Source organism: Flavobacterium sandaracinum (assembly GCF_004349135.1).
Classification (GTDB): Bacteria; Bacteroidota; Bacteroidia; order Flavobacteriales; family Flavobacteriaceae; genus Flavobacterium; species Flavobacterium sandaracinum.
In genome coordinates this window covers 1-20,741 of the sequence record NZ_SMFN01000028.1, presented here as the reverse complement: position 1 = coordinate 20,741, position 20,741 = coordinate 1, and the positions used below count along the sequence as shown (strand labels likewise).

At 36.6% G+C, this 20,741-nt stretch carries 24 protein-coding genes; 18 read left to right on the top strand and 6 right to left on the bottom strand.

The window, feature by feature from the left end:
- Window positions 1-44: 44 nt before the first annotated feature.
- The 3 genes from E0F91_RS16190 to mobA all read right to left on the bottom strand — a co-directional run bounded on the left by E0F91_RS16190 (window position 45) and on the right by mobA (window position 2,312).
- Entirely contained in the window at window positions 45-371 is a 327-nt protein-coding gene (locus E0F91_RS16190) for a putative quinol monooxygenase (protein WP_132067438.1), read from the bottom strand.
- 215 nt (window positions 372-586) lie between these two features.
- Window positions 587-1,873, bottom strand: a complete 1,287-nt coding sequence (gene mobB / locus E0F91_RS16185) for a conjugal transfer protein MobB (protein WP_132067437.1) — start codon at window positions 1,871-1,873, stop codon at window positions 587-589.
- A 7-nt stretch (window positions 1,874-1,880) separates the two neighbouring features.
- Window positions 1,881-2,312 carry a conjugal transfer protein MobA gene (gene mobA, locus E0F91_RS16180; protein WP_132067450.1) on the bottom strand — a complete coding sequence of 144 codons (432 nt, stop codon included), beginning with the start codon at window positions 2,310-2,312 and terminating at the stop codon, window positions 1,881-1,883.
- 694 nt (window positions 2,313-3,006) lie between these two features.
- Between mobA and E0F91_RS16175 the strand changes: the two genes are divergently transcribed.
- Genes E0F91_RS16175 through E0F91_RS16165 form a run of 3 tightly spaced genes read left to right on the top strand, consistent with a single transcriptional unit; the run spans window position 3,007 to window position 4,858 of the window.
- The gene (locus E0F91_RS16175) at window positions 3,007-3,774 is read left to right on the top strand and encodes a ParA family protein (protein ID WP_074590685.1); all 768 of its coding nucleotides are present in this window, start codon (window positions 3,007-3,009) and stop codon (window positions 3,772-3,774) included.
- Window positions 3,775-3,778: 4 nt separating this feature from the next.
- Window positions 3,779-4,219: a DUF3408 domain-containing protein gene (locus E0F91_RS16170; protein ID WP_131910540.1), complete on the top strand. Its 441-nt coding sequence runs from the start codon at window positions 3,779-3,781 to the stop codon at window positions 4,217-4,219.
- Window positions 4,220-4,222: 3 nt separating this feature from the next.
- On the top strand, window positions 4,223-4,858 hold the full coding sequence (locus E0F91_RS16165) for a conjugal transfer protein TraD (RefSeq protein WP_074590690.1): 636 nt from the start codon (window positions 4,223-4,225) through the stop codon (window positions 4,856-4,858).
- A 40-nt stretch (window positions 4,859-4,898) separates the two neighbouring features.
- Here the strand turns inward: E0F91_RS16165 and E0F91_RS16160 are convergent, their stop codons facing one another.
- The 3 genes from E0F91_RS16160 to E0F91_RS16150 are packed head-to-tail and all read right to left on the bottom strand — an operon-like array spanning window position 4,899 to window position 9,212.
- Window positions 4,899-6,830, bottom strand: coding sequence for a UvrD-helicase domain-containing protein (locus E0F91_RS16160; protein WP_074590692.1), 1,932 nt, complete (start codon window positions 6,828-6,830; stop codon window positions 4,899-4,901).
- Entirely contained in the window at window positions 6,812-8,893 is a 2,082-nt protein-coding gene (locus tag E0F91_RS16155; protein ID WP_131910541.1) for an ATP-dependent endonuclease, read from the bottom strand. Before E0F91_RS16155 ends, E0F91_RS16160 begins: the two co-directional genes overlap by 19 nt.
- A 22-nt stretch (window positions 8,894-8,915) precedes the next feature.
- Window positions 8,916-9,212 (bottom strand): helix-turn-helix domain-containing protein, encoded by a 297-nt coding sequence (locus E0F91_RS16150; RefSeq protein WP_074590872.1) that lies wholly within the window; start codon window positions 9,210-9,212, stop codon window positions 8,916-8,918.
- Between the two features lie 205 nt (window positions 9,213-9,417).
- On the opposite strand from E0F91_RS16150, the gene E0F91_RS16145 reads away from it, so the two are divergent.
- From E0F91_RS16145 to E0F91_RS16080, 15 genes are all read left to right on the top strand, one after another.
- On the top strand, window positions 9,418-9,723 hold the full coding sequence (locus E0F91_RS16145; RefSeq protein WP_074590696.1) for a DUF4134 domain-containing protein: 306 nt from the start codon (window positions 9,418-9,420) through the stop codon (window positions 9,721-9,723).
- A gap of 11 nt (window positions 9,724-9,734) precedes the next feature.
- Window positions 9,735-10,067 (top strand): DUF4133 domain-containing protein, encoded by a 333-nt coding sequence (locus E0F91_RS16140; RefSeq protein WP_074590698.1) that lies wholly within the window; start codon window positions 9,735-9,737, stop codon window positions 10,065-10,067.
- Window positions 10,064-12,568, top strand: a complete 2,505-nt coding sequence (locus tag E0F91_RS16135; RefSeq protein WP_131910542.1) for a TraG family conjugative transposon ATPase — start codon at window positions 10,064-10,066, stop codon at window positions 12,566-12,568. Before E0F91_RS16140 ends, E0F91_RS16135 begins: the two co-directional genes overlap by 4 nt.
- 27 nt (window positions 12,569-12,595) lie before the next feature.
- The gene (locus tag E0F91_RS16130) at window positions 12,596-13,228 is read left to right on the top strand and encodes a DUF4141 domain-containing protein (RefSeq protein WP_131910543.1); all 633 of its coding nucleotides are present in this window, start codon (window positions 12,596-12,598) and stop codon (window positions 13,226-13,228) included.
- Window positions 13,229-13,230: 2 nt separating this feature from the next.
- Window positions 13,231-14,226 (top strand): conjugative transposon protein TraJ, encoded by a 996-nt coding sequence (gene traJ, locus E0F91_RS16125; protein ID WP_131910544.1) that lies wholly within the window; start codon window positions 13,231-13,233, stop codon window positions 14,224-14,226.
- A gap of 21 nt (window positions 14,227-14,247) precedes the next feature.
- A complete protein-coding gene (gene traK, locus E0F91_RS16120; RefSeq protein WP_131910545.1) occupies window positions 14,248-14,871 on the top strand; it encodes a conjugative transposon protein TraK in 624 nt (207 codons plus the stop codon).
- 11 nt (window positions 14,872-14,882) lie between these two features.
- Window positions 14,883-15,314, top strand: a complete 432-nt coding sequence (locus tag E0F91_RS16115) for a hypothetical protein (RefSeq protein ID WP_131910546.1) — start codon at window positions 14,883-14,885, stop codon at window positions 15,312-15,314.
- Window positions 15,315-15,335: 21 nt separating this feature from the next.
- Window positions 15,336-15,623, top strand: coding sequence for a nitrogen regulatory IIA protein (locus E0F91_RS16110; protein WP_131910547.1), 288 nt, complete (start codon window positions 15,336-15,338; stop codon window positions 15,621-15,623).
- Window positions 15,610-16,926 (top strand): conjugative transposon protein TraM, encoded by a 1,317-nt coding sequence (gene traM, locus E0F91_RS16105; protein WP_131910548.1) that lies wholly within the window; start codon window positions 15,610-15,612, stop codon window positions 16,924-16,926. Before E0F91_RS16110 ends, traM begins: the two co-directional genes overlap by 14 nt.
- 24 nt (window positions 16,927-16,950) lie before the next feature.
- A complete protein-coding gene (gene traN / locus E0F91_RS16100; protein ID WP_131910549.1) occupies window positions 16,951-17,844 on the top strand; it encodes a conjugative transposon protein TraN in 894 nt (297 codons plus the stop codon).
- A gap of 20 nt (window positions 17,845-17,864) precedes the next feature.
- Window positions 17,865-18,425: a conjugal transfer protein TraO gene (locus E0F91_RS16095; protein WP_131910550.1), complete on the top strand. Its 561-nt coding sequence runs from the start codon at window positions 17,865-17,867 to the stop codon at window positions 18,423-18,425.
- Between the two features lie 11 nt (window positions 18,426-18,436).
- Window positions 18,437-18,886, top strand: coding sequence for a DUF3872 domain-containing protein (locus E0F91_RS16090; RefSeq protein WP_131910551.1), 450 nt, complete (start codon window positions 18,437-18,439; stop codon window positions 18,884-18,886).
- 127 nt (window positions 18,887-19,013) lie between these two features.
- Window positions 19,014-19,301, top strand: a complete 288-nt coding sequence (locus E0F91_RS16085; protein WP_131910552.1) for a molybdenum ABC transporter permease — start codon at window positions 19,014-19,016, stop codon at window positions 19,299-19,301.
- Between the two features lie 171 nt (window positions 19,302-19,472).
- A complete protein-coding gene (locus E0F91_RS18115; RefSeq protein ID WP_255673697.1) occupies window positions 19,473-19,601 on the top strand; it encodes a hypothetical protein in 129 nt (42 codons plus the stop codon).
- Between the two features lie 347 nt (window positions 19,602-19,948).
- The gene (locus E0F91_RS16080; protein ID WP_131910553.1) at window positions 19,949-20,338 is read left to right on the top strand and encodes a response regulator; all 390 of its coding nucleotides are present in this window, start codon (window positions 19,949-19,951) and stop codon (window positions 20,336-20,338) included.
- The last annotated feature ends 403 nt before the right edge of the window (window positions 20,339-20,741 follow it).

Sequence of the window (20,741 nt, the reverse complement as noted above, 5' to 3'; positions counted from 1 at the left end):
TACTTCTTTGAAATCTATTGGCAGCAAACTATGGTAGTCAAATTTTACTTTCCTAATTTTTTAAATATTTGAGGCATTGTCTGTTCATCTACAGCACTCATATCAATCAACCTCAAAGATTTAACCATATTTTCGGTTTCAGTTTTATAATGTTTGAAATGAGGTGTTTGCAAATGTGTTTTGTATGCTTCTTCGTCAGCATAAATTTCCAATATTCTTACTTGATTAGAATTTTCTTTATGAAACATCGGATAAATTGAAATAACTCCAGGCTCTAATCTTACAGAAGCTTCTGCTTCTTCCTTAAGTATCGCTATGTAGTCATCAAGATAGTTTGGTTCAATTTCTATTTCCGCAATTCTTATCATCATATTGTCTGATGTAAAGCTACTCTGATTTTGTTGTTTCTGCCCACACGACAGACAAATCATCGTAATCAGTAAAATTAAATATAAGTTCCTCATAATTTCCGTTTACTAACCTATTTATACTACGAGGCTAATTTACATAAAAAGCAAACCAATTGTAATATCGATCTTCTAAATCTCATTCAGAGTTTATTAAAATTTTTTTTACGCTGGAATTATTACTGACCTCTTCGGCGTTTCCGCTTCTTCTTCATTTTAGTAGCAAATTCCTGTTCCTCGTAATCTTTGCCCTGTGTTTCGGGTAGCAAGCCGCCCAATGCTTCAATCAAACCGTCTTCCTGTTTTTTAATAGTATTCAGGAAGTCGAACAAGTTATGAGGTTCTTCCGCAGAAAGATCTGCATCATTTGGTCTTGATATTTTCGATTGTAATTCAACTGGCTCTTTAATCCCAGATTTGATATTATTATTCCAATAATCATTAAAGGTATTTGCAGAAAGTTCCTTGCCCAAACGTGAACCGTTCCAAACACTTTTAGAATTGTGGTCTATAAAAGTTATGCCATAAATACGTCCTGTATCATTTCTACGAACAATTACATTAACTCCCTGTTCCGCTAATTGCTTCTTAAAGTTCTTTTCATCATTTGTCGATTGGAAGGCAGTTTCAATCGAAGCTTTGATGGTTAGTTTTGCTGTATGGTTTTTTAAGGCTTCTTTGGATTCTTCAAAATGTCCTTCCAAAGCCGGAATCCCTGCATTTTTACCGAATAGGGAAGCCTTGAGTGGATGCCCGGCTTTTTCTCCTTTTTCATTTAAAGGAAAGTATAATAAGCCTTGCTTGATTTTTCCTTGGAGTTCGCCCTCTATTTTTTCAGTGGTAATTTTGAACAGGGAAAGCAAAGCATTATATTCCCCCAACGTTTGGAACCGATAATACTTAGGCAGATAACGGACAACCGAAGCAATCTGGCTTTTTATATCTCCTGTTTGGTAATTAACGGGACGAAAAATCTTTTGATTCTGCAGATGTCCTTTCTCCGTAGCCGATAGTAATCCATATTTATCTTCGAGTTCACGGCATATCTTCATAGACCGTCTTTTTTCAAACTTATCCGAAATTTTTTTGCCTTCTTCATCCACACAAACCGATACGATATGGATATGTGTGCGGTCAATATCCGTGTGTTTGAATACTACAAAAGGTTGTTCCCCATAACCCAGCTCCTGCATATATTCCTGAGCCATCAGTTTGAACTTTTCATCACTTACATTATCCTTCGGGTCAGGATTGAGTGAAATATGTAAAATTGGTTTTTCAGTATTGCGGTTGGCTATCAGATAAGGTTCGAAAGATTGGACCAATTGCGCAACGGAATACTGCGCATTAGGTGTTTCTATTATTCTGTTGGTAAAAAGTATTTGCCCGTTTTCTTTCTCGACTTTGATATGATTGTATGCCAAAGCTCCGTATAAATTGCTCCCTCTTCCAATTTTTGATATCATTTCAACACTATTTTTTCAAATGATTTGCTTCAAATTCTTCTGTGAGCTGAATGATTTTTTGACATAATACTGCCATTTCGGCTGTTTGTTTTTCCAATTTGTAGAGATAAGCTGCTGCTTTTTTCTCCGAAAAATTTCGGTACAATAGTTTTACAACCTGATTATAATTCACGCCAACGGAGCGGAACTGATTGTAAAAAGACGTTAACCTCATATAAAAATCCAACGCAGCTTTGTCAATTTTGACCGTTTTAATCTCCCTTCCAAACAGTACTGAAATGATAAATTTTGCTTTATTGTTCATTCCAGATGCTTCAAAAAGTGATAATAATCTCGCATTTTCTTCGGCCGTAAGGCGAAAAACGTGGCGGTGAATACTCGGATCGCTTTTGAGCGTTCGTCCGCCTTTATTCTGTTTTCTGTTATCGTTTTCGTTCATCATATATCCATTTTTAACTTTAGCAAAAAGCCTGACTTCGGAAGGCTTTTCAGCCCCCAGCAGGGCAAGTTGTTTTGAGGCACGAACTCAGTTTCGAGTGCCTCAAAACACAACTTGCCGTGTTCTGATGAACACAAAAATCCGCCCTTCGGGACGGATTAAATGTAGCAGGGAAAAACGGCTCGATGCCGTTCTGCTTCGTGTCCATTTTATCAAGATGCTTTGTATAAATCCGTTAGTAAAATTCATTTTACAAAGTAACCAACTGTTGATAAGAGTATTGCAATGTGATACTAGGACAAATTCTGCCTTTGGAAGCCAAACACTACCACGATAATGTAAACACCTATTTATCTGCATTTATTTGTACTTACAAACACATATAGGGACATAGTTAGCTATGGAGGTAACAACGTAAGTACATCATTACCAATGTAAATAAATACAAATGTGCAGATGTAAAAAAGCGCTTATTGAAATACTTAAATATGCAATTGCGTATGCAAAAAAGCAGATACATAAATAAGTAATTATGGTTGTACAAATCTATTTGTCTACAGCCATAAAAATGTATTCAAGTACATAAATAGCCTAGTACGTAATTACCTGCTTATCTCTATAATTCTGTATAGAGCTACAAACCTATATACGCACCTAAGTAATTGAGAATATAAATTTTAAAAACAGTTAAAATATGAATGCAAAACACAAAACAGTATTTATCGCCTTTTCATCTCAAAAAGGCGGTGTGGGAAAAAGTACATTTACAACATTGGTTGCAAGTACGATGCACTATCGGTTGGGTTATAATATAGCCGTATTTGATGCCGATTTTCCCCAGCACAGTCTGATGAAAATGAAGGCTCGTGATTTGGCGATGGTAATGGAAAACGAAGCTTTAAAAAAGCTGGCTTACAAACAATTTACCACCATCAACAAAAAAGCCTATCCGATTATGCAATCCAAAGCTGATAGTGTATTAGAAACCGCTCACGAATTTTTAAGTAGTTCTTCAGTGCCGATTGATGTGGTCTTTTTTGACCTGCCCGGAACGGTTAACACGCCTGGTATTTTGAATGCATTGGCAGGAATGCACCACATTTTTACACCTATCACGGCAGACCGAGTGGTAATGGAAAGCACACTGATTTTTACACAGCTTTTGCAGGATGTGATTATGAAAAAAGGCGAAACTTCCATAGAAACCATCAATCTGTTTTGGAACCAGGTTGATGGCAGGGAAAGTACACCTTTATATGAGGTTTATAACCAACTCATCGACCAATTAGGATTAAGCCTGATGCAGAGCCAAATCAAAAACAGCACCCGTTTTCGCAAAGAAAGTGAAGTAAACAGCAAAGCCGTTTTCCGCTCTACGGTAATGCCACCTGATGAACGCTTGATGAAAGCCTGTCAGTTAGATCAATTTGTAAATGAATTTTTAAAAATCATTCAATTATAGTCTAATGGAAAAAGAAAATAAAAAAAAACATACGCCCGATATTAACGAGGAACTGATGATGAGCCTGATGGTAGATGGCGTAAAAAAAGAGGGATTACAGTTACCCATAGAACAAACTGTTGCAACCCTCGAAAAGGAATATGTTCAGCCCGAAAAATTACTATTGGAGAAACCTACTGTGAAGGAAAAGACCAAAATTAAAAAAACAAACGAAACAGATTACGAAAGCCTCTTTTTCAAAAGAACAGACACGAATGCCCGAGATGGAAAAACGGTATATATTCGACCAGATTTTCACGAAAAATTGTCACGTATTGTACAAGTGATAGGCGAAGACAAAATATCAATTTACGGTTATTTAGACAATTTACTGGATTACCATTTTCAGGAATTTGGTAAACAGATTACCAAGAGTTATGATGATAAATACAAACCCATTTTATAAGTTATGGAAATAGTAATTGTGATATGCCTGCTGATTGTGATTGCCCTGCTTGTGCATGACAAGATTGTAATCAAAAAAAATTCAGAAAGAAAACCGATACAGGAAAAAAGCAACCCTAAACTGCCCGATATTATGGGGCAACCTAGACCTAAGAGAAGCCTTTCGGTGCCAAACAATGCCACCGAAAGCCAAGTTGAAGAACTGGAAATAAATCCAGATAATTTTGACATAGAATACGACGAAAATGAAAACGTAGGTATTCAAATTCCGCAGGAAGAACTGGATGAAGTTTTCAGAAATATGCCTGATTTTGAAGATGAGGAAGAAGAATGGAACAGGTACGGAATATCCAGTGACGATAACGGTTTTGCCCAAGGGGTTACCTTTGAAGAACTAAGCTCCGTGGGGATGTTGCTACAAAAAGAAAAATTGGAGCCGTCTCAAAAGGAAACAGCGATAACTATAGTTCAGAAAATACAGGGAACCGAATTATTCAGCCTTTTGGAAAATTCTATGGAAGGCGCTTCTCGTAAAATAGCAGAGCTATTGGACAGTAGCCTTTCTTCTGAAACGGAAGCCAGTTCTTCCACTTTGCGGAAAAATGATTTGAGAGATTTTGATATCGGGGAGTTTGTGTGAGCAAACTCCCCGATATCATTTTTTAATTAACAATAGCCGCTTAATCAATATTAATTACGTTATCGTTCCCGAACCATCCATTTGCTTTTGCAATTACTTGTGCATCTGGATTATGAAAGAATACGGCTAAATTTTCTTTAGCTCGTGTACAACAAACGTAAAATAATTTTTGAGTTCTTTCTAAGACACTTGGGGTAGCTGTGCCCAAGAACATTTTTTCAAAATTGTAATTATTCCATCCTCCATTATCGAGAATAACTAAGACATTGTCAAATTCAGCACCTTTAGTTTTATGTTGCGTAGAAAATGGAGTTTGACCTTCTAAATATTCATACAACTTTTGAAACTCATTAAATTTGACATCTTTTACACGGTTATATAAATATTGGTTCTTCTCCTTAAATACAAGTAATCTGTCATCTATCAAGGAAATACCTTTTTCGTGAGCATCAGTAATAACTTCCTCAATTGTTTTTTCTCCAACATTTATAAGATTATCGATATTCTCTTTCAACAATCTTTTGTTGGCAATACTTCTTATGTGTATTCTGTAATCCGTTACTCTCAAAAATTCATTATACTGCTTGTTTTTATAAAGAGATATACTATTCTGGATTTTGAACAAATGTTTAATCAAATTATCTCTTTTTGACCCTTTCTTGTTTTCATCATCTTTATCTTGTTTTTTATCGTCAGTCAGAGCGTCTTTATTCATATAAATTTTCCTTACCTCAGAAAATAGCTTGTCCTTTAATTGATTGTATAATTCTGCCTTTATTGGGTCTGCTAATAAAATATCTTTCTTTAAATTTCTTTGTATGTTTTTCAACTGAAATTTATCGACTACAACATCAAAAGTGTCATTATCATCTATTGCAATTTCCGGTCTATTATTTTTCTTGTTATCCTTTATTTTATTAAGGATATCCGTCTTTAATCCAATGATAGGGTCACTATCGTAAATATCCATTAATTCTCTAAACCCTGCCTTACTAGCTATCAAATTGTGTGTAAGATTGAGTTCTTTTGTTTGCTTCGTATTATTGAAATCCCAACCATAATTTTCCCTTAAGGATTTCTCTACTTTTTCAATATTGCCATCAGTTGAATATAAAAACAAAACTGTCCCCTGTTTTACTAAACCTTCAACCATATTGGGTGCATTAATATCGATTGAGGGTTCTTGTATAATACCATCTGTCCGAAGTTTGTTAGCAAGGTTGATAACAAGCTGAGGATTTCTTCTATTCTGTTTCTTTAGAATTTCTTTTACTTTATCTGCATCTTGACCTTTGTATTCATCTAAATTACCAATACCATCTTCATAAATTGATTGCATTGCATCGCCAAAGAAACCAATAATATTCTTCCTTTCGCTTTTCTTGAAATGAGTAAGAAAGGTATCTACAACAGCTTTGCTTGTATCTTGGTATTCATCAATAAAGATGAATTGGAATTTATCCTTTACAATACTGCTAAGCTTTGGGTATTTGTCAAAAAGATAGTTTGCAACCAAAAGCAATTCATCGTGGGATATAATACCATCTCTTAACCTGACATATTCCTTGTATTGTATTCCATCTTCTAGACCCTCATAGTAAGTATTAGGAATAGGGTTTGCATCATCAATGGAAATTCTACTAACCTCTTCATCATTAGCCAATGCGATAATAGCTACTTTAAGCTCTTTTTGAAAGTGTTTTATATTATCCCAAAGAAAATCGTGGATTGTAGATACGTTTAGGTTTTTATGATTAACCCTTTCTTCAATTTCTTTAACAGCCGCATTCGTATAAGTCATACAAGCAACTTTAGCAGTTGGATTTTCTAAAATTGCCTGACGAATTACACTTACTAAAGAATAGGTTTTGCCACTACCAGCTCCACCACTAAGAAGGAAATTTCTACCTGCATCAATTGATTGAAATATTTCTTGTACTTCGAGTTCTAAATTTAATCTTTCTTCAACCATAACAAGCCATTTTTAATGTAAGCCGGAATATTCCAATTATTAAATTTTTCATCACTGTGATATAAAATATCTAAAGCGAAATGGGTTTTCTTTTTAATACAATTATCTGCTAAGACATAGGGGCTTTTCGTGTCATCATCAAAATAAGAAGCATTTTTTATTCCCTGAAAAGTAGCTTTATTTCCTTTTACAAATTCTCTATTAAGATGTATAAAAGCATCTTCAAAACTTCTTGCGTGATAAGTATTTTCTTCCTGTTGGTAACATATACAAATTGTAGAACTCCCAACAGTAATTGTTCTATCGCCAACTGCCAAGGCTTTTAAATCGTCCCACGTTACAGCTTTTAGGAAATGATTTATTGCAGAATTGCTTGTTTTGGTACCTTCATTAACAGGACACGCTCCCCAAACATCTTGTTCTTTGTCATTTTTCCCTACGACCTTCATTGCATCAATGTCTGTTAATATCAATGATTTAATACCCAAGAAGTCAATAAACTTCTCAAAGATTTGTGAATATGCACCGACTTCGATAGTTGATATATTTTGAGATAGAAGCGGTAAGAATGTATCCTCGTTTCCTTCCACTTCTAAACGTGCAGCTTCTTCTAAGTCAACTTTTCGCATAAAAGTTGGTATTAAAATCCTTTCTGTATCTCCTTCAATAAGAACAGCCTTATCAGCAAAAAAGATTTCAGCTCTGCTAATTGTTAGGTACTGTTTTAAGAATTGATATTGTTTTGGGTCGGCATCATATTGAGTTCTTAAATCTTTAAGATTTTTCGCAGTTACATTATTCGTTGCTATTGTTTTCAAATATTTTATATCATCGAAATCACTATCTGCAACAATATGTGATGAATGCGTTGTAATTAAGTACTGTAATGTTCTATCTATACCATCATTTCTTTTGATACCTTCTCCAAGTAGTTTTTTTATATTTTTTATAAAGACATACTGCATTTGGGGATGGGTATGAGCTTCCGGTTCTTCTATAATAAGTAAATTAATATCGGCAGGCTTCTTGTCCTTATCTTTTTTGAAATCTTGTACCAAAATTTCAATTTCAAAAATCATACTTATTAGGTTCATATAACCTAAACCGTTGTAATGCTCTGGTAACTTATGGTCATCGTGAGTGTATACTACTGTAGTATTTCCTTCAAGTAATTCTCGATGTTGTAATGTTGAAATAATTGCTATATCAGTATCATTCAACTTAACGCCACCAAAATCTTGTACTTTTTTTATTACGTCTTTAAATAAATCTTTGTAGATGTCGCTTAACGTACTATCTGTTTCTGAAAGCTGGTCTTTAAAATCTTCAGTAGCTTGATCCTTATCACTACTGTCTTCTTGTTTTTTATAGAGACTTGACGTTTGTTTTGAGAGTGTGTTTTCTTTTTCTTTATTTGTTACATCTCTTCTTGCACTTATGTACTTAAAGTTGATAATATCCTTTAAATTAATGTTTTCACTAACAAGGTCGATTGGCTTAGTTTCGGTAATCTTATTTGCAGTCGTATCGTATTCAAAAGAAAATTTATGAATTTTATAATAAGCTTCTATGTTTTGCTTTAAAAAATCTTTTAGTTCCCGTGGCTTATATTCTTTCTTCTTAGCATTTTTCGCATTTTCACTGGCTGCGAAGATTGCATAGTCAGCTTTTATTTTTAAAAAAGCATCATAACTTACAGTGTATTCAAAACCTAAAACAATATTGTTATTGTCAGGATCTAAATCCATCAATACTCTGCTAACATTAGATAAATCATCAGTATCGTTATATTCAATATAGATTTTCAGTTTAATACCTTTAGGAGAGAATTCATCGGGAACATCAGCCGATTTGATTAAACTTTCTAATTCGTTTTTAAAATCAATATTCAAATCATCATAAGAAAATTTACTTTTTTCATTTATAAATTTATCCAGAACTGACAGAATAGAAGTCTTTCCTGTATTGTTTTTTCCGATAACAAGAGAAAGTTCATTTTCAAGGTCCATTGAAAAAGTCTTCAGTAATCGAAAATTTTCAACTTCTATTTTTTTTATCTTCATAATAGTTGGTTATAGTATTTGATTAGTTTTTATTCTCATCTTTTCTTAATCTTTTTTGCGATATTTTTAAAACTTGTTCTGCTACAGGTTCATTTAGTAGCAATTCAATTATTTTATCTGACAGCCATAAAACCAATAGTTCATTAATATCGGTATTGAAAAATTTTGCAAGTTTTTCAATATGTTTTCTTGGCAACAACCTTTCCCCGTTTTCTACCTTACTGATAAAAGCATTATCTAACTCCAAAGCTGCGCCAACTTCTCTAAGGAATAAACCTTTACTTTCTCTCAATTCTTTTATGCGTTTTCCAAATGTCATTTTGAATTTATAAGACTTGTCTAAATAAGTCAAATATAACAAAAAAACTTTAAAAAAATAAGGATTTAAGTTTCCCAATTATGCCACCCACAGCCAAACAATTCCTTTGACTGTCACTTTGTTATAACGCCTTTATTTCTGAAACACCTTTGTCACGAAAGCCCGCAAGGTGTGGGAAAGAATAACAATTTAATGTGTTTCAATTATGAAAAAACAGAGAAAAAAAGCTTTGCTGGCAGCCGTGGCTATGCTGTCGGGAATTGGTGCCTTCGCACAAGGAAATGGTACAGCCGGTATCAACGAAGCAACCCAAATGGTAACGTCTTATTTCGATCCTGCCACACAACTCATCTACGCCATTGGTGCCGTAGTAGGTCTCATCGGAGGTGTTAAAGTGTACAACAAGTTCAGTTCGGGTGATCCTGATACGAGCAAAACGGCGGCTTCGTGGTTCGGTGCGTGTATTTTCCTCATCGTAGCGGCAACCGTCCTTCGTTCATTCTTTCTTTAATCCCCTGCCTTATGAGTAATTATAACATCAATAAGGGTATTGGAAGAACGGTGGAATTTAAAGGGTTGAAAGCGCAATACTTGTTCATTTTCGCAGGTGGATTGCTCGGCACATTAATCCTGGTGATGATACTATATATGATCGGGGTTAATTCTTACATCTGTCTTTTTCTTGGAGCAGGTGGTGCTTCGCTGATTGTGTGGCAAACCTTCTCGCTGAACAGAAAATATGGCGAATACGGATTAATGAAAATAGCGGCTAATAAACGGCATCCTCGCTACATCATTTGTCGCAAGCCTGTACATCGTTATTTAAAATTTACCACTAAACCTAATGTACGATGATAAATACAGCAAAATCAACAACACTGGAAAGCAAGTTTCCATTATTGGCGGTAGAGAACAATTGTATTCTGTCAAAAGATGCGGACATTACTGCCTGCTTTGAAGTACATCTGCCGGAGCTGTTTACCGTGGCTTCTGCTGAATATGAAGCTATCCATTCCGCTTGGCATAAGGCTATCAAAACCTTGCCAGATTTCACGATAGTCCATAAACAGGATTGGTACATCAAAGAAAATTATGCGCCAGATCTGGCAAAAGATGACCAAAGTTTTCTAGCAAAATCCTACCAACGCCATTTCAATGAACGTCCTTTTCTGAACCATTATTGTTATCTGTTCATAACTAAAACGAGCAAAGAGCGTATGCGAATGCAGAGTAATTTCAGTTCGCTTTGCAGAGGAACACTGATACCGAAGGAAATCAGGGATAAGGAAGTGATACATCGCTTTATGGAAGCCATAGCACAATTTGAACGTATCGTAAACGATAGCGGGTTTATCAAACTGCAACGGTTGACCGAAGACGAAATCATAGGTACAGATGGAAAGCAGGGATTATTGGAGCAATACCTAACATTATCAAGAGAAGTTGGAACACCGATGCAAGACATTGCATTGGGTGGCGAAGAAATTCGTATTGGTAACAAAAGATTGTGCCTGCACACTTTATCTGATACCGACGATTTACCCGGAACAGTATCTGCTGATACCCGTTTTGAAAAACTATCTACCGACCGAAGCGACTGCCGTTTGTCGTTTGCTGCACCTGTGGGATTGCTGTTAAGCTGTAATCATATTTACAACCAGTATTTGTTTTTGGATAATAGCGAAGCCAACCTGCAAAAGTTTGAAAAGTCTGCAAGAAATATGCACTCGTTGGCTCGCTACAGTCGGGCAAATCAAATCAACAAAGAGTGGATAGAAAAATACCTGAATGAGGCACATAGTTTTGGACTGTCATCCATCAGAGCGCATTTCAATATTATGGCTTGGTCAGATGATGCCAACGAACTAAAACAAATAAAAAATGATAGTGGTAGCGCTTTGGCATTAATGGAATGCAAACCACGCCACAACACTACGGATGTAGCAACACTATATTGGGCAGGAATGCCGGGTAATGCAGGCGATTTTCCGAGTGAGGAAAGTTTTTACACGTTCATTGAACCTGCTTTGTGTTTTTTTACAGAAGAAACCAATTACGACAATTCGCCATCGCCATTTGGCATTAAGATGGCTGACCGATTGACCGGAAAGCCTATTCATTTGGATATATCGGATTTACCGATGAAACGGGGTATCATCACGAACCGGAACAAGTTTATACTGGGTCCTTCGGGAAGTGGAAAATCGTTTTTCACTAACCATATGGTTCGCCAATATTATGAGCAAGGTGCTCACGTTTTGTTGGTTGATACTGGCAATTCTTATCAGGGTTTATGCGAACTCATCAAAGGCAAAACCAAAGGCGAAGACGGCGTTTACTTTACTTATACCGAAGATAATCCTATTGCCTTTAATCCTTTCTACACCGATGATGGTGTGTTTGACATTGAAAAAAGAGAAAGTGTCAAAACCTTGATACTTACCCTTTGGAAACGTGATGATGAACCGCCGACCCGTTCGGAAGAAGTTGCATTATCAAATGCCGTAAGCGGTTACATCGAACGCATTAAACAAGATGATATTTTTCCATCCTTCAATGGTTTCTATGAATATGTGAAAGGCGATTATCGTAAGGTATTGGAAGAAAAACAAGTAAGGGAAAAAGACTTTGACATTGCCAATTTTCTCAATGTTTTGGAACCTTATTACAAAGGTGGCGAATATGATTATCTGTTGAATTCCGATAAACAATTAGATCTGCTTTCCAAACGCTTTATTGTGTTTGAGATTGATGCCATCAAAGACCATAAAATCCTCTTTCCAATTGTGACCATCATCATTATGGAAGTCTTCATCAACAAAATGAGAAGGCTAAAAGGTATCCGAAAACTCATCCTGATTGAAGAAGCCTGGAAAGCCATCGCCAAAGAAGGAATGGCTGAATACATCAAGTATTTATTCAAAACGGTAAGGAAGTTTTTTGGCGAAGCCATTGTGGTAACACAAGAAGTGGACGATATCATCCAATCGCCCATTGTAAAGGAAAGTATCATAAACAACAGCGATTGTAAAATCCTGCTCGACCAGCGAAAGTATATGAACAAGTTCGATGATATACAGGCAATGCTAGGACTTACAGATAAGGAAAAAGCGCAAGTACTTTCTATCAATATGAACAACGACCCATCACGACTTTACAAGGAAGTATGGATTGGCTTGGGTGGAACACACTCTGCGGTATATGCCACAGAAGTTAGTTTGGAGGAATATCTCGCATACACCACCGAAGAAACCGAAAAACTGGAAGTGATGCAACTCGCATCTGAACTGGATGGCAATGTAGAACTCGCCATTAAACACATCGCTATGCAACGGCGTGATAGTGCAAATCAATAATTCATTAACAATTTAAAATTTAAGAAAATGAAAAAAATCATTTCTATGGTGTGTATGGCATTAACGCTTGCCGTAGCACCGTCCGCAAAAGCACAATTCGTGGTTACAGATCCTGCAAATCTGGCTTCAGGCATCCTCAATAGTGCGAACGAAATTATACAGACTTCTTCCACTGTAAGCAATGTGGTTAAGAATTTTAAGGAAGTGGAAAAAGTGTATAAGCAAGGCAAAGAGTATTACGACAAACTACAGGCTATAAACAACCTTGTAAAAGATGCTCGTAAAGTGCAACAAACTGCTTTGTTGGTAGGTGATGTTTCGGAAATGTATGTGCAGAATTTTGGCAAGATGATGAACGATCCAAATTTTTCGCCACAGGAATTGGTAGCCATCGGCAACGGTTATTCTTCATTGCTAAATGAAAGTACGGAACTGCTAAAGGAATTGAAGCAGATTATAACGTCGTCCAGCCTTTCGCTAAATGACAAAGAGCGTATGGATGTTATCGACCGTGTGTACAAAGAGGTAAAGGATTATCACAGTCTTGTTCGCTATTACACCAACAAGAACATATCTGTAAGCTACCTGAGAGCGAAAAAGAAAAACGATGCCAAACGAGTGCTTGACTTGTATGGAACTTCTAACCAAAAATACTGGTAAAAATGGAATGGAATAATCTTCACGAAGTACTGCGTTCGCTGTACGATGATATGATGCCACTTGCCGGTGATATGGCAGGAGTAGCTAAAGGTGTGGCCGGATTAGGCGCTTTGTTCTATGTGGCATTAAAGGTTTGGCAGGCTTTAAGCCGAGCCGAACCAATTGATATGTTTCCATTGTTACGTCCGTTTGCTTTGGGACTTTGCATTATGTTTTTCCCAACAATCGTGTTGGGAACCATCAATGCAATTCTCAATCCGATAGTAACAGGAACCCATTCCATTCTCGAAGACCAGGTACTTGACCTCAATAAATTGCAACAGCAGAAAGACCAATTGGAATACGAAGCAATGGTAAGAAATCCCGAAACCGCATATATGGCATCGGATGAGGAATTCGATAAGAAATTGGAGGAATTGGGCTGGTCGCCTTCTGATGTGGGAACAATGGCAGGAATGTATATGGACAGGCAAGCCTACAAGATTGAGAAAGCAATAAAAGAATGGTTTCGCAATTTACTGGAAATACTTTTTCAGGCGGCAGCATTGGTTATTGATACTATAAGAACATTTTTTCTGATAGTGTTGTCCATACTCGGACCAATTGCCTTTGCTATTTCCGTGTGGGACGGTTTTCAATCCACGCTCTCGCAATGGTTTACAAGGTATATAAGTGTTTACCTCTGGCTTCCTGTTTCAGATTTGTTCAGTTCAATGTTGGCAAGGATACAATCGCTGATATTGGAACGGGACATCGAAATGCTTGCCGACCCAACCTATATACCCGATACTTCCAATACTGTGTATATCATTTTTATGATAATTGGTATCGTGGGGTATTTTACAATTCCAACGGTAACGGGCTGGATTATTCAGGCAGGGGGTGCCGGAAACTTTACCCGTAATGTTAACCAAGCTGCAATGAAATCGGGAAATCTTGCCGGAGCCGGAGCTGGTTCAGTTGCAGGAAATATTGGTGGCAGGCTAATCAATAAGTAAACAAAATTAATCATTTAAGAAATGGAATTTAAAACACTCAGAAATATCGAAAACAGCTTTAGACAGATAAGGTTGTATGCCATTGTGTTTGCCGTTCTATGCATTAGCGTTGTAGGATATGCCGTATGGCAGTCCTACAGCTTTGCAACAGAACAACGCCAAAAAATTTATGTACTGGACAATGGAAAATCATTGATGTTGGCTCTTTCGCAAGATGCGTCCATCAACCGCCCGGTTGAGGCAAGGGAACACGTAAGACGTTTTCACGAACTCTTTTTTACACTTGCACCCGACAAAAATGCCATTGAAAGCAATATGAAACGGGCGTTCAATCTTGCCGATAAAAGTGCCTTTGATTATTACAAAGATCTTTCCGAAAAAGGCTATTATAACCGTATCATATCGGGTAATGTACAGCAACGTATCGAGGTGGATAGTGTGGTCTGCAATTTCGACAATCATCCTTATGCAGTGCGTACTTACGCTAAGCAATTCATCATCCGTTCCAGCAATGTGACAAAGCGAAGCTTGGTAACGTCCTGTTTCCTTGTAAACTCTGTCCGTTCAGACAATAACCCGCAAGGTTTCAATATTGAAAAATTTGCCGTGGTAGAGAATAAGGACATTGAAGTTATTCAACGTTAAAATCAAAGATTATGAAACAGTTACTTGATTTAGACACATTCGTGAAAACACTGACAGATAAAGGATACAACGGTTACTTCCAAACGGAAGCATCTTATCCTGGCAAGTTAAAAGAAAGCATTAGTGAATACTTGGAAGCCTCTCACAACGGTACAAAAAAACCGAATAGACACGAACTTTTTTTATTATCGACTTACCTCCAATGGAATGGAGATGACAAGCCGAGGATTGAATGTAATATGTGGATAAGACATGAAAACGGCATTTTCGATGTACAAAAGATGGACATTGAAAGGACAGACCGCTACGGACAACTATTGAAGAAATCAGAACTAACAAATCTTTCAACAGGTTCGGTTCCTATATTAAAGGAAGCCGTAGCCGAAGTGTCTGAAGATCCTAAACAACACATTTCTTCCCAAAAAAGAGGGTTTAAAATGTGATAGCCAATAATAATTTAAGACATGAAAAAATTAAGAGCAAATATGGATAGGTATTTTAACAAGTTGGACGAACGATGGCTGGCATTACCCGTTGGAAAACAGCATAAATACACCTTATACTTTTTTATAGGCTATCTACTTCTTACCGCAGGAGTTATTTTAAAAGTATGGTATGATGCAGGCAAAGCCGATAACAATTTGGTCATTGAGCATATCGAAAATCCTGTTCTCAAAAAGAAAGAAAGTCCTGAAAAACTGAAGGACACATTGACAACAATTTTTAAAAATAAATTTTATGAAAGAAAATGAAAAAAGGGTCAGCATTCTGGTTGAGGAAGGCGACCAAAACAAAGTATCCAACCTTACGGAGGATAAAAAGAGTGCCATTGAACGATTTAAAAAACCACTCATTTTTGGTTTAATGGGGATTGTTTTTATTGGTTGTTTATACCTGATATTTAAACCCTCGGCAGATAAAAAAGAAATGGAAAACATCGGACTAAACGATGCTTTTCCACAGGCTACCGAAGCAGGAATGCAGGATGATAAACAAAAAGCTTATGAGCAAGATATGCTGGAACAGAAAGACCAGGAAAGCCGAAATGCCCTAACTACGCTATCGGATTATTGGAATACCGATAGCACACAGCAGACTAAAGAAGAATTGCCCGAAGAAGACCAAAACAATGGTATGATGACTGGAAAATCGGGCACTTCTACACTAAACAGTTACCGAAATGCACAAAGCACATTAGGTTCATTTTATCAGGATAATAACAGCGAAACACAAGAACTACGCAGGCAATTGGACGAACTAAAAGAAAAATTGGCTGAAAAAGATATACCTGTCGGTGTAACTGTAAATGACCAATTGACGTTGATGGAAAAATCGTATCAGATGGCTTCAAAGTATCTGCCTTCGGGAGGAAATACCGAAAAACCTGTAAGCACCGACAGTGCTAGCCGAGGTTCTTCTTCAAATTCTCAGAAAGAATATTTTGTAGCATTCACACCTACAAGAAAGAAAGCTGTATCGGCTTTGTACAGAGAACCTACGGATAGTGCTTTTTTAGCCGACTGGAGCGAAAAAAAAAACCGAGGTTTCTATACTGCTGGAACAGTAGAGCAAGTCGCTCAACCAAAAAATAGCGTAAAAGCCAGCATACAGGAAACACAGACCATTATTGGCGAAAGCGGTGTACGACTGCGTTTGTTAGAACCTGCACAAACGCCAAACCGTACCATTCCGCAGGGAACAATTTTAACGGCAATCGGAAAGTTTCAAGGTGGCAGGTTACAGTTAAAAGTTACATCTATTGAGCTTGAGGGCAATATTATCCCAGTAGATATAACCATCTACGACCTCGATGGTCAGCAGGGTTTGTACGTTCCCTATTCGCCAGAACGTAATGCAGTTACCGACATCGTAGCCAATATGGGAAATGCCACAGGTTCAAGCTTCAGTATGAACTCGTCAACAGGACAACAGATTGGTTCCGACCTCAGTAAAAGTGCCGTACAAGGTATTTCGGGTTATTTCGCCAAAAAAATACGAACACCAAAAGTTACGCTAAAAGCAGGACATCAAGTTTTCCTTGTTTCTAAAAAATAATATTGAACTCAAATAATTAAGAAAATGAAAAATCATATAAAAACTTTTTGGGCTTTTGCCCTTATCATCGGCTTTGCCGTAAACACTTTTGCACAAGACAGTATAAAAGCACCGCTAAATTTAGGCAAGATAGAACCGTACCAAATGCAAGTAACTTATGACAAGACTACTCATTTGATTTTCCCAACCGCCATACGTTATGTGGATTTGGGAAGCGAATACCTGATTGCAGGAAAAGCAGAAGATGCGGAAAACGTACTTCGTGTAAAAGCATCGGTAAAAGATTTCGAAACGGAAACCAATTTTTCGGTCATTACAAATGACGGTCGCTTTTACAGCTTCAATGTATATTATAGTGCTTATCCGGAAGCGTTGAGTTACGATCTGCTGACAATGCAAAAAGCAGTGGATAAGGAAAATGGAAATGATGTGCTTTTTGAAGAATTGGGTAACAATTCGCCATCATTGTCAGGTTTGCTTTTGGAAACGATTTACAAAAAAGACCAGCGAATTGTAAAGCATATCGGTGCTAAAAGTTTCGGTATTCAGTTTATCCTAAAAGGAATTTACATACACAATGGCAAATACTATTTCCATACAGAATTGAGAAACCGTACCAATGTGCCTTTCGGAATTGATTTTATCAATTTCAAAGTAGTAGATAAAAAAGTAGCCAAGCGTACCGTAGTGCAGGAAAGACCAATGATACCATTACGTACTTATAAGCCATTGAATGAGATTGGCGGGAAAGCAATCGAACAAAACGTATTCCTTTTAGACCAGTTTACCATTGCCGATGACAAGGTTTTGCTGATTGAAATCTTTGAGAAAAACGGTGGCAGACACCAAACGCTTCAGGTAGAAAATTCGGATTTAATCAAGGCTCGTTTGGTTAATGATATGCACCTGAAATTTTAATAACCTATTAAAACAATAAGATGATAAAGTATATCCATACCGTAATGCTTGTGTTAATGGGCATTACCGCTACACAGGCACAACGAATGTTACCTAAGCAAAAAGGCTTGGAAGTAAGTGCTGGTGTATTGTCTAATGATAAAATCGGAAACGATTATTACATCAATGTAGCAATGACCGTAAATGGCAAAAACGGCAATTACCAATTTTGGGCGTTGGAATATACGCACCAATACCATTCTTATAAAGACTTGCGCATTCCGAAGGAAACTTATACTGCTGAAGGCGGTTACAGTTTATTCCTTTTAGGCGATGCCCGAAAAAACATAACGCTTAATACTGGAATATCTGGCGTCATCGGTTATGAAACCATCAACCGAGGCGAAGCAATGTTGGATGACGGAGCGAAAATAGTGAGTGAAGACAATTTCATTTACGGAGCTGGCGGTAGGTTGACTTTTGAAACGTATCTGTCCGACCGATTTGTATTAGTCCTGCAAGGACGTACAAAGGTTTTATGGGGTACGGATATGAAACAATTCCGACCGTCCGCAGGTGTGGGATTAAGGTTTAACTTTTAAAACGTATAATAATGACAACATTTTTCAAACAATTCAAAAGAGGATTACTGCCAGTATATGTATTGCTGGTAATCCTCACAAGTTCGGTTACTTTGGTATCTTGTAGCAAAGATGATGAACTCGAAATACAGAACGATTTTCCTTTTGAAGTGCAGGTTATGCCTGTTCAAAAAGATGTATCGAATGGGCAAACCGTAGAAATAAGGATGGCGATAAAGCGAAGCGGTAATTACAGCGATACGCAATATTTTATCCGTTATTTTCAGTTTGATGGTCAGGGAACTTTAAGATATTCTAATGAACTTGCGTACTTACCAAACGATTTATATCCTTTACCAACAGAGCAGTTCCGATTGTATTACACTTCTTCATGCACTGTGTCGCAATCATTTGATGTATGGATTTCTGATAGTTTTGGAAATGAGAAGAAACTCACTTTCCAATTCAATAGTAGCGATTAACAAATAAAATCCTGTCCACAAGACAGGATTTTTTTATACTACCACGCTCACATTTTATATTTTTGTGATGTAGTGAAACAAATATTTTTTTTGTAAATTCATATTTATAAATGTAATAGCTATTATTATGGTTGCATCATTAGTTATAGGGATACTATTTTTGGTTTTAGGCTTGGCACTTCGCTATTGGATAAATCGTAGAAAGTTTTACAGGCGTAGTCCTATGGGTGCCGAAAGTTTTTCTTCTTACGAAAAATCGATTGGCATTAAATTCATTGAACGAGTTGGCAAATGGGTAGCCTATGCACTGATTATTTTTGGGCTATTGTCGTTATGGGTTTATTCACGCGAAAAAAATGATAATGAAAAACAGAAAGTGGAGATAGAAACCGAACCAACCGACCAACGCAGATAGTGATTTTTAAAATACGGTTGTAAGAAAATCGGATAACCCCAAAGGGTATCCGATTTTTTTTGTGCCGGTTAGTAAAAGCCACATATTTCTTTTAAATGCCAACAAATTCAAACGTTATCAATCCTTTTAAAAGCCTTTATAAATTAGATTTCATACCAAAATTGAGCAGAAATGGAAGTAATCGCAATACAGAAATCTTCATTGGATGGAAATAAAAATGAACTGAAAGAGCCTTTAGGAATGGCGAAAAGAGAAGATAAATTACTGCCATACATCCAAATAGGGGGGGATCATTTTTAAACAAACAGATATACTCACTGAACTAGAGCATAATTATTTAAACAATAAAGCCAGTAACTAATAGGTTTTTTGCCCCAATTGGTTTTAAAGATATGATGAGTATCTAAAGCAGTTTAGTATCTTTGTAACGAAATATAGAAAATCTTAAAGTGTTTTTACTTTAAGTCCCACATTGAAAACTGGTAATTTTTAGACAACGGGACAATAAGAAAGAACACCTATGCCATAGGCGTAGGTGCTCGCTTATTCGTTGTCGGGTATACCAGTACCTCAATGTGCGTTAAGTGTAGTGGTCTGCGCCTTATTTTTTGTGCAGGGCTACATCAATTTCACAAAAGTATGATGATATGGAAACTGGTACAACACAAGAAAAAATTACCTTAGCTTTTATAAATGACAAAAGTCCAATTTTGGATATAACTTGCAACGACCTAGTTGCCTCAGGAATGGATGTTTTATTCCGCTCAGAAAATATCGAAGGCGGATTATCTCAGTTATTAACATTAAAAACACTTCCCAAAGTATGTATTATTGATCTTGATTTTTACAACAGGAATGTGCTGGCAGAACTTCAAGAATTGAGAGCACTATATCCAACAATAAAACTTATTGCTCATAGTGATATTGATGATCAGAAAGTCGGTAAAGATTTGTTAGATATTGGTTTTTCGAGTTATTTGCTTATCGGAAGTGGTAAAGATGATTTTAGAAAAGTCGTTGAAGGGGTTATCAATTAGGGACATGGTATATTAAATGATTTCTAGCCATCGAAATAGCAACAAATTTAATGAATTAAAAATATTAATTAAAAAGTGCTAAGTCAAAAACCAAACATAATCCAGCGACGTTCTTTTGCTTCTCCTATGTTTGTATAATATAATCTAAGTGAGGAAAAGTGAGATAGATTTTGCTTTAAAGAGCTTAATAGTATTTTCAAGCGAAGAAACTGCCTCTTCTTCTTTTACCTCCTATGTTTGTATAATATAATCTAAGTGAGGAAGAGTGAGAGCAGATTTTGCTTTAAATAGCTTAATAGTATATTCAAGAAAAGAAACTGCCTCCTCTTCTTTTACCTTTTAGAATCTGAACAGAATGTAAGGAATTCACCCACAAACATTGGGTTGTATAGCCAGTATATCC

Coding starts and splice junctions, on each gene's coding strand:
- E0F91_RS16095 (WP_131910550.1), top strand. CDS start 17,865: ATGATAAAGTATATCCATACCGTAATGCTTGTGTTAATGGGCATTACC.
- mobA (WP_132067450.1), bottom strand. CDS start 2,312: ATGAACGAAAACGATAACAGAAAACAGAATAAAGGCGGACGAACGCTC.
- E0F91_RS16160 (WP_074590692.1), bottom strand. CDS start 6,830: ATGGTTGAAGAAAGATTAAATTTAGAACTCGAAGTACAAGAAATATTT.
- E0F91_RS16130 (WP_131910543.1), top strand. CDS start 12,596: ATGAAAAAAATCATTTCTATGGTGTGTATGGCATTAACGCTTGCCGTA.
- E0F91_RS16150 (WP_074590872.1), bottom strand. CDS start 9,212: ATGACATTTGGAAAACGCATAAAAGAATTGAGAGAAAGTAAAGGTTTA.
- E0F91_RS16085 (WP_131910552.1), top strand. CDS start 19,014: ATGGTTGCATCATTAGTTATAGGGATACTATTTTTGGTTTTAGGCTTG.
- E0F91_RS16110 (WP_131910547.1), top strand. CDS start 15,336: ATGAAAAAATTAAGAGCAAATATGGATAGGTATTTTAACAAGTTGGAC.
- E0F91_RS16175 (WP_074590685.1), top strand. CDS start 3,007: ATGAATGCAAAACACAAAACAGTATTTATCGCCTTTTCATCTCAAAAA.
- E0F91_RS16140 (WP_074590698.1), top strand. CDS start 9,735: ATGAGTAATTATAACATCAATAAGGGTATTGGAAGAACGGTGGAATTT.
- E0F91_RS16115 (WP_131910546.1), top strand. CDS start 14,883: ATGAAACAGTTACTTGATTTAGACACATTCGTGAAAACACTGACAGAT.
- E0F91_RS16090 (WP_131910551.1), top strand. CDS start 18,437: ATGACAACATTTTTCAAACAATTCAAAAGAGGATTACTGCCAGTATAT.
- E0F91_RS16135 (WP_131910542.1), top strand. CDS start 10,064: ATGATAAATACAGCAAAATCAACAACACTGGAAAGCAAGTTTCCATTA.
- E0F91_RS16165 (WP_074590690.1), top strand. CDS start 4,223: ATGGAAATAGTAATTGTGATATGCCTGCTGATTGTGATTGCCCTGCTT.
- E0F91_RS16080 (WP_131910553.1), top strand. CDS start 19,949: ATGGAAACTGGTACAACACAAGAAAAAATTACCTTAGCTTTTATAAAT.
- traJ (WP_131910544.1), top strand. CDS start 13,231: ATGGAATGGAATAATCTTCACGAAGTACTGCGTTCGCTGTACGATGAT.
- E0F91_RS16190 (WP_132067438.1), bottom strand. CDS start 371: ATGATGATAAGAATTGCGGAAATAGAAATTGAACCAAACTATCTTGAT.
- traN (WP_131910549.1), top strand. CDS start 16,951: ATGAAAAATCATATAAAAACTTTTTGGGCTTTTGCCCTTATCATCGGC.
- E0F91_RS18115 (WP_255673697.1), top strand. CDS start 19,473: ATGGAAGTAATCGCAATACAGAAATCTTCATTGGATGGAAATAAAAAT.
- traK (WP_131910545.1), top strand. CDS start 14,248: ATGGAATTTAAAACACTCAGAAATATCGAAAACAGCTTTAGACAGATA.
- traM (WP_131910548.1), top strand. CDS start 15,610: ATGAAAGAAAATGAAAAAAGGGTCAGCATTCTGGTTGAGGAAGGCGAC.
- mobB (WP_132067437.1), bottom strand. CDS start 1,873: ATGATATCAAAAATTGGAAGAGGGAGCAATTTATACGGAGCTTTGGCA.
- E0F91_RS16145 (WP_074590696.1), top strand. CDS start 9,418: ATGAAAAAACAGAGAAAAAAAGCTTTGCTGGCAGCCGTGGCTATGCTG.
- E0F91_RS16170 (WP_131910540.1), top strand. CDS start 3,779: ATGGAAAAAGAAAATAAAAAAAAACATACGCCCGATATTAACGAGGAA.
- E0F91_RS16155 (WP_131910541.1), bottom strand. CDS start 8,893: ATGAAGATAAAAAAAATAGAAGTTGAAAATTTTCGATTACTGAAGACT.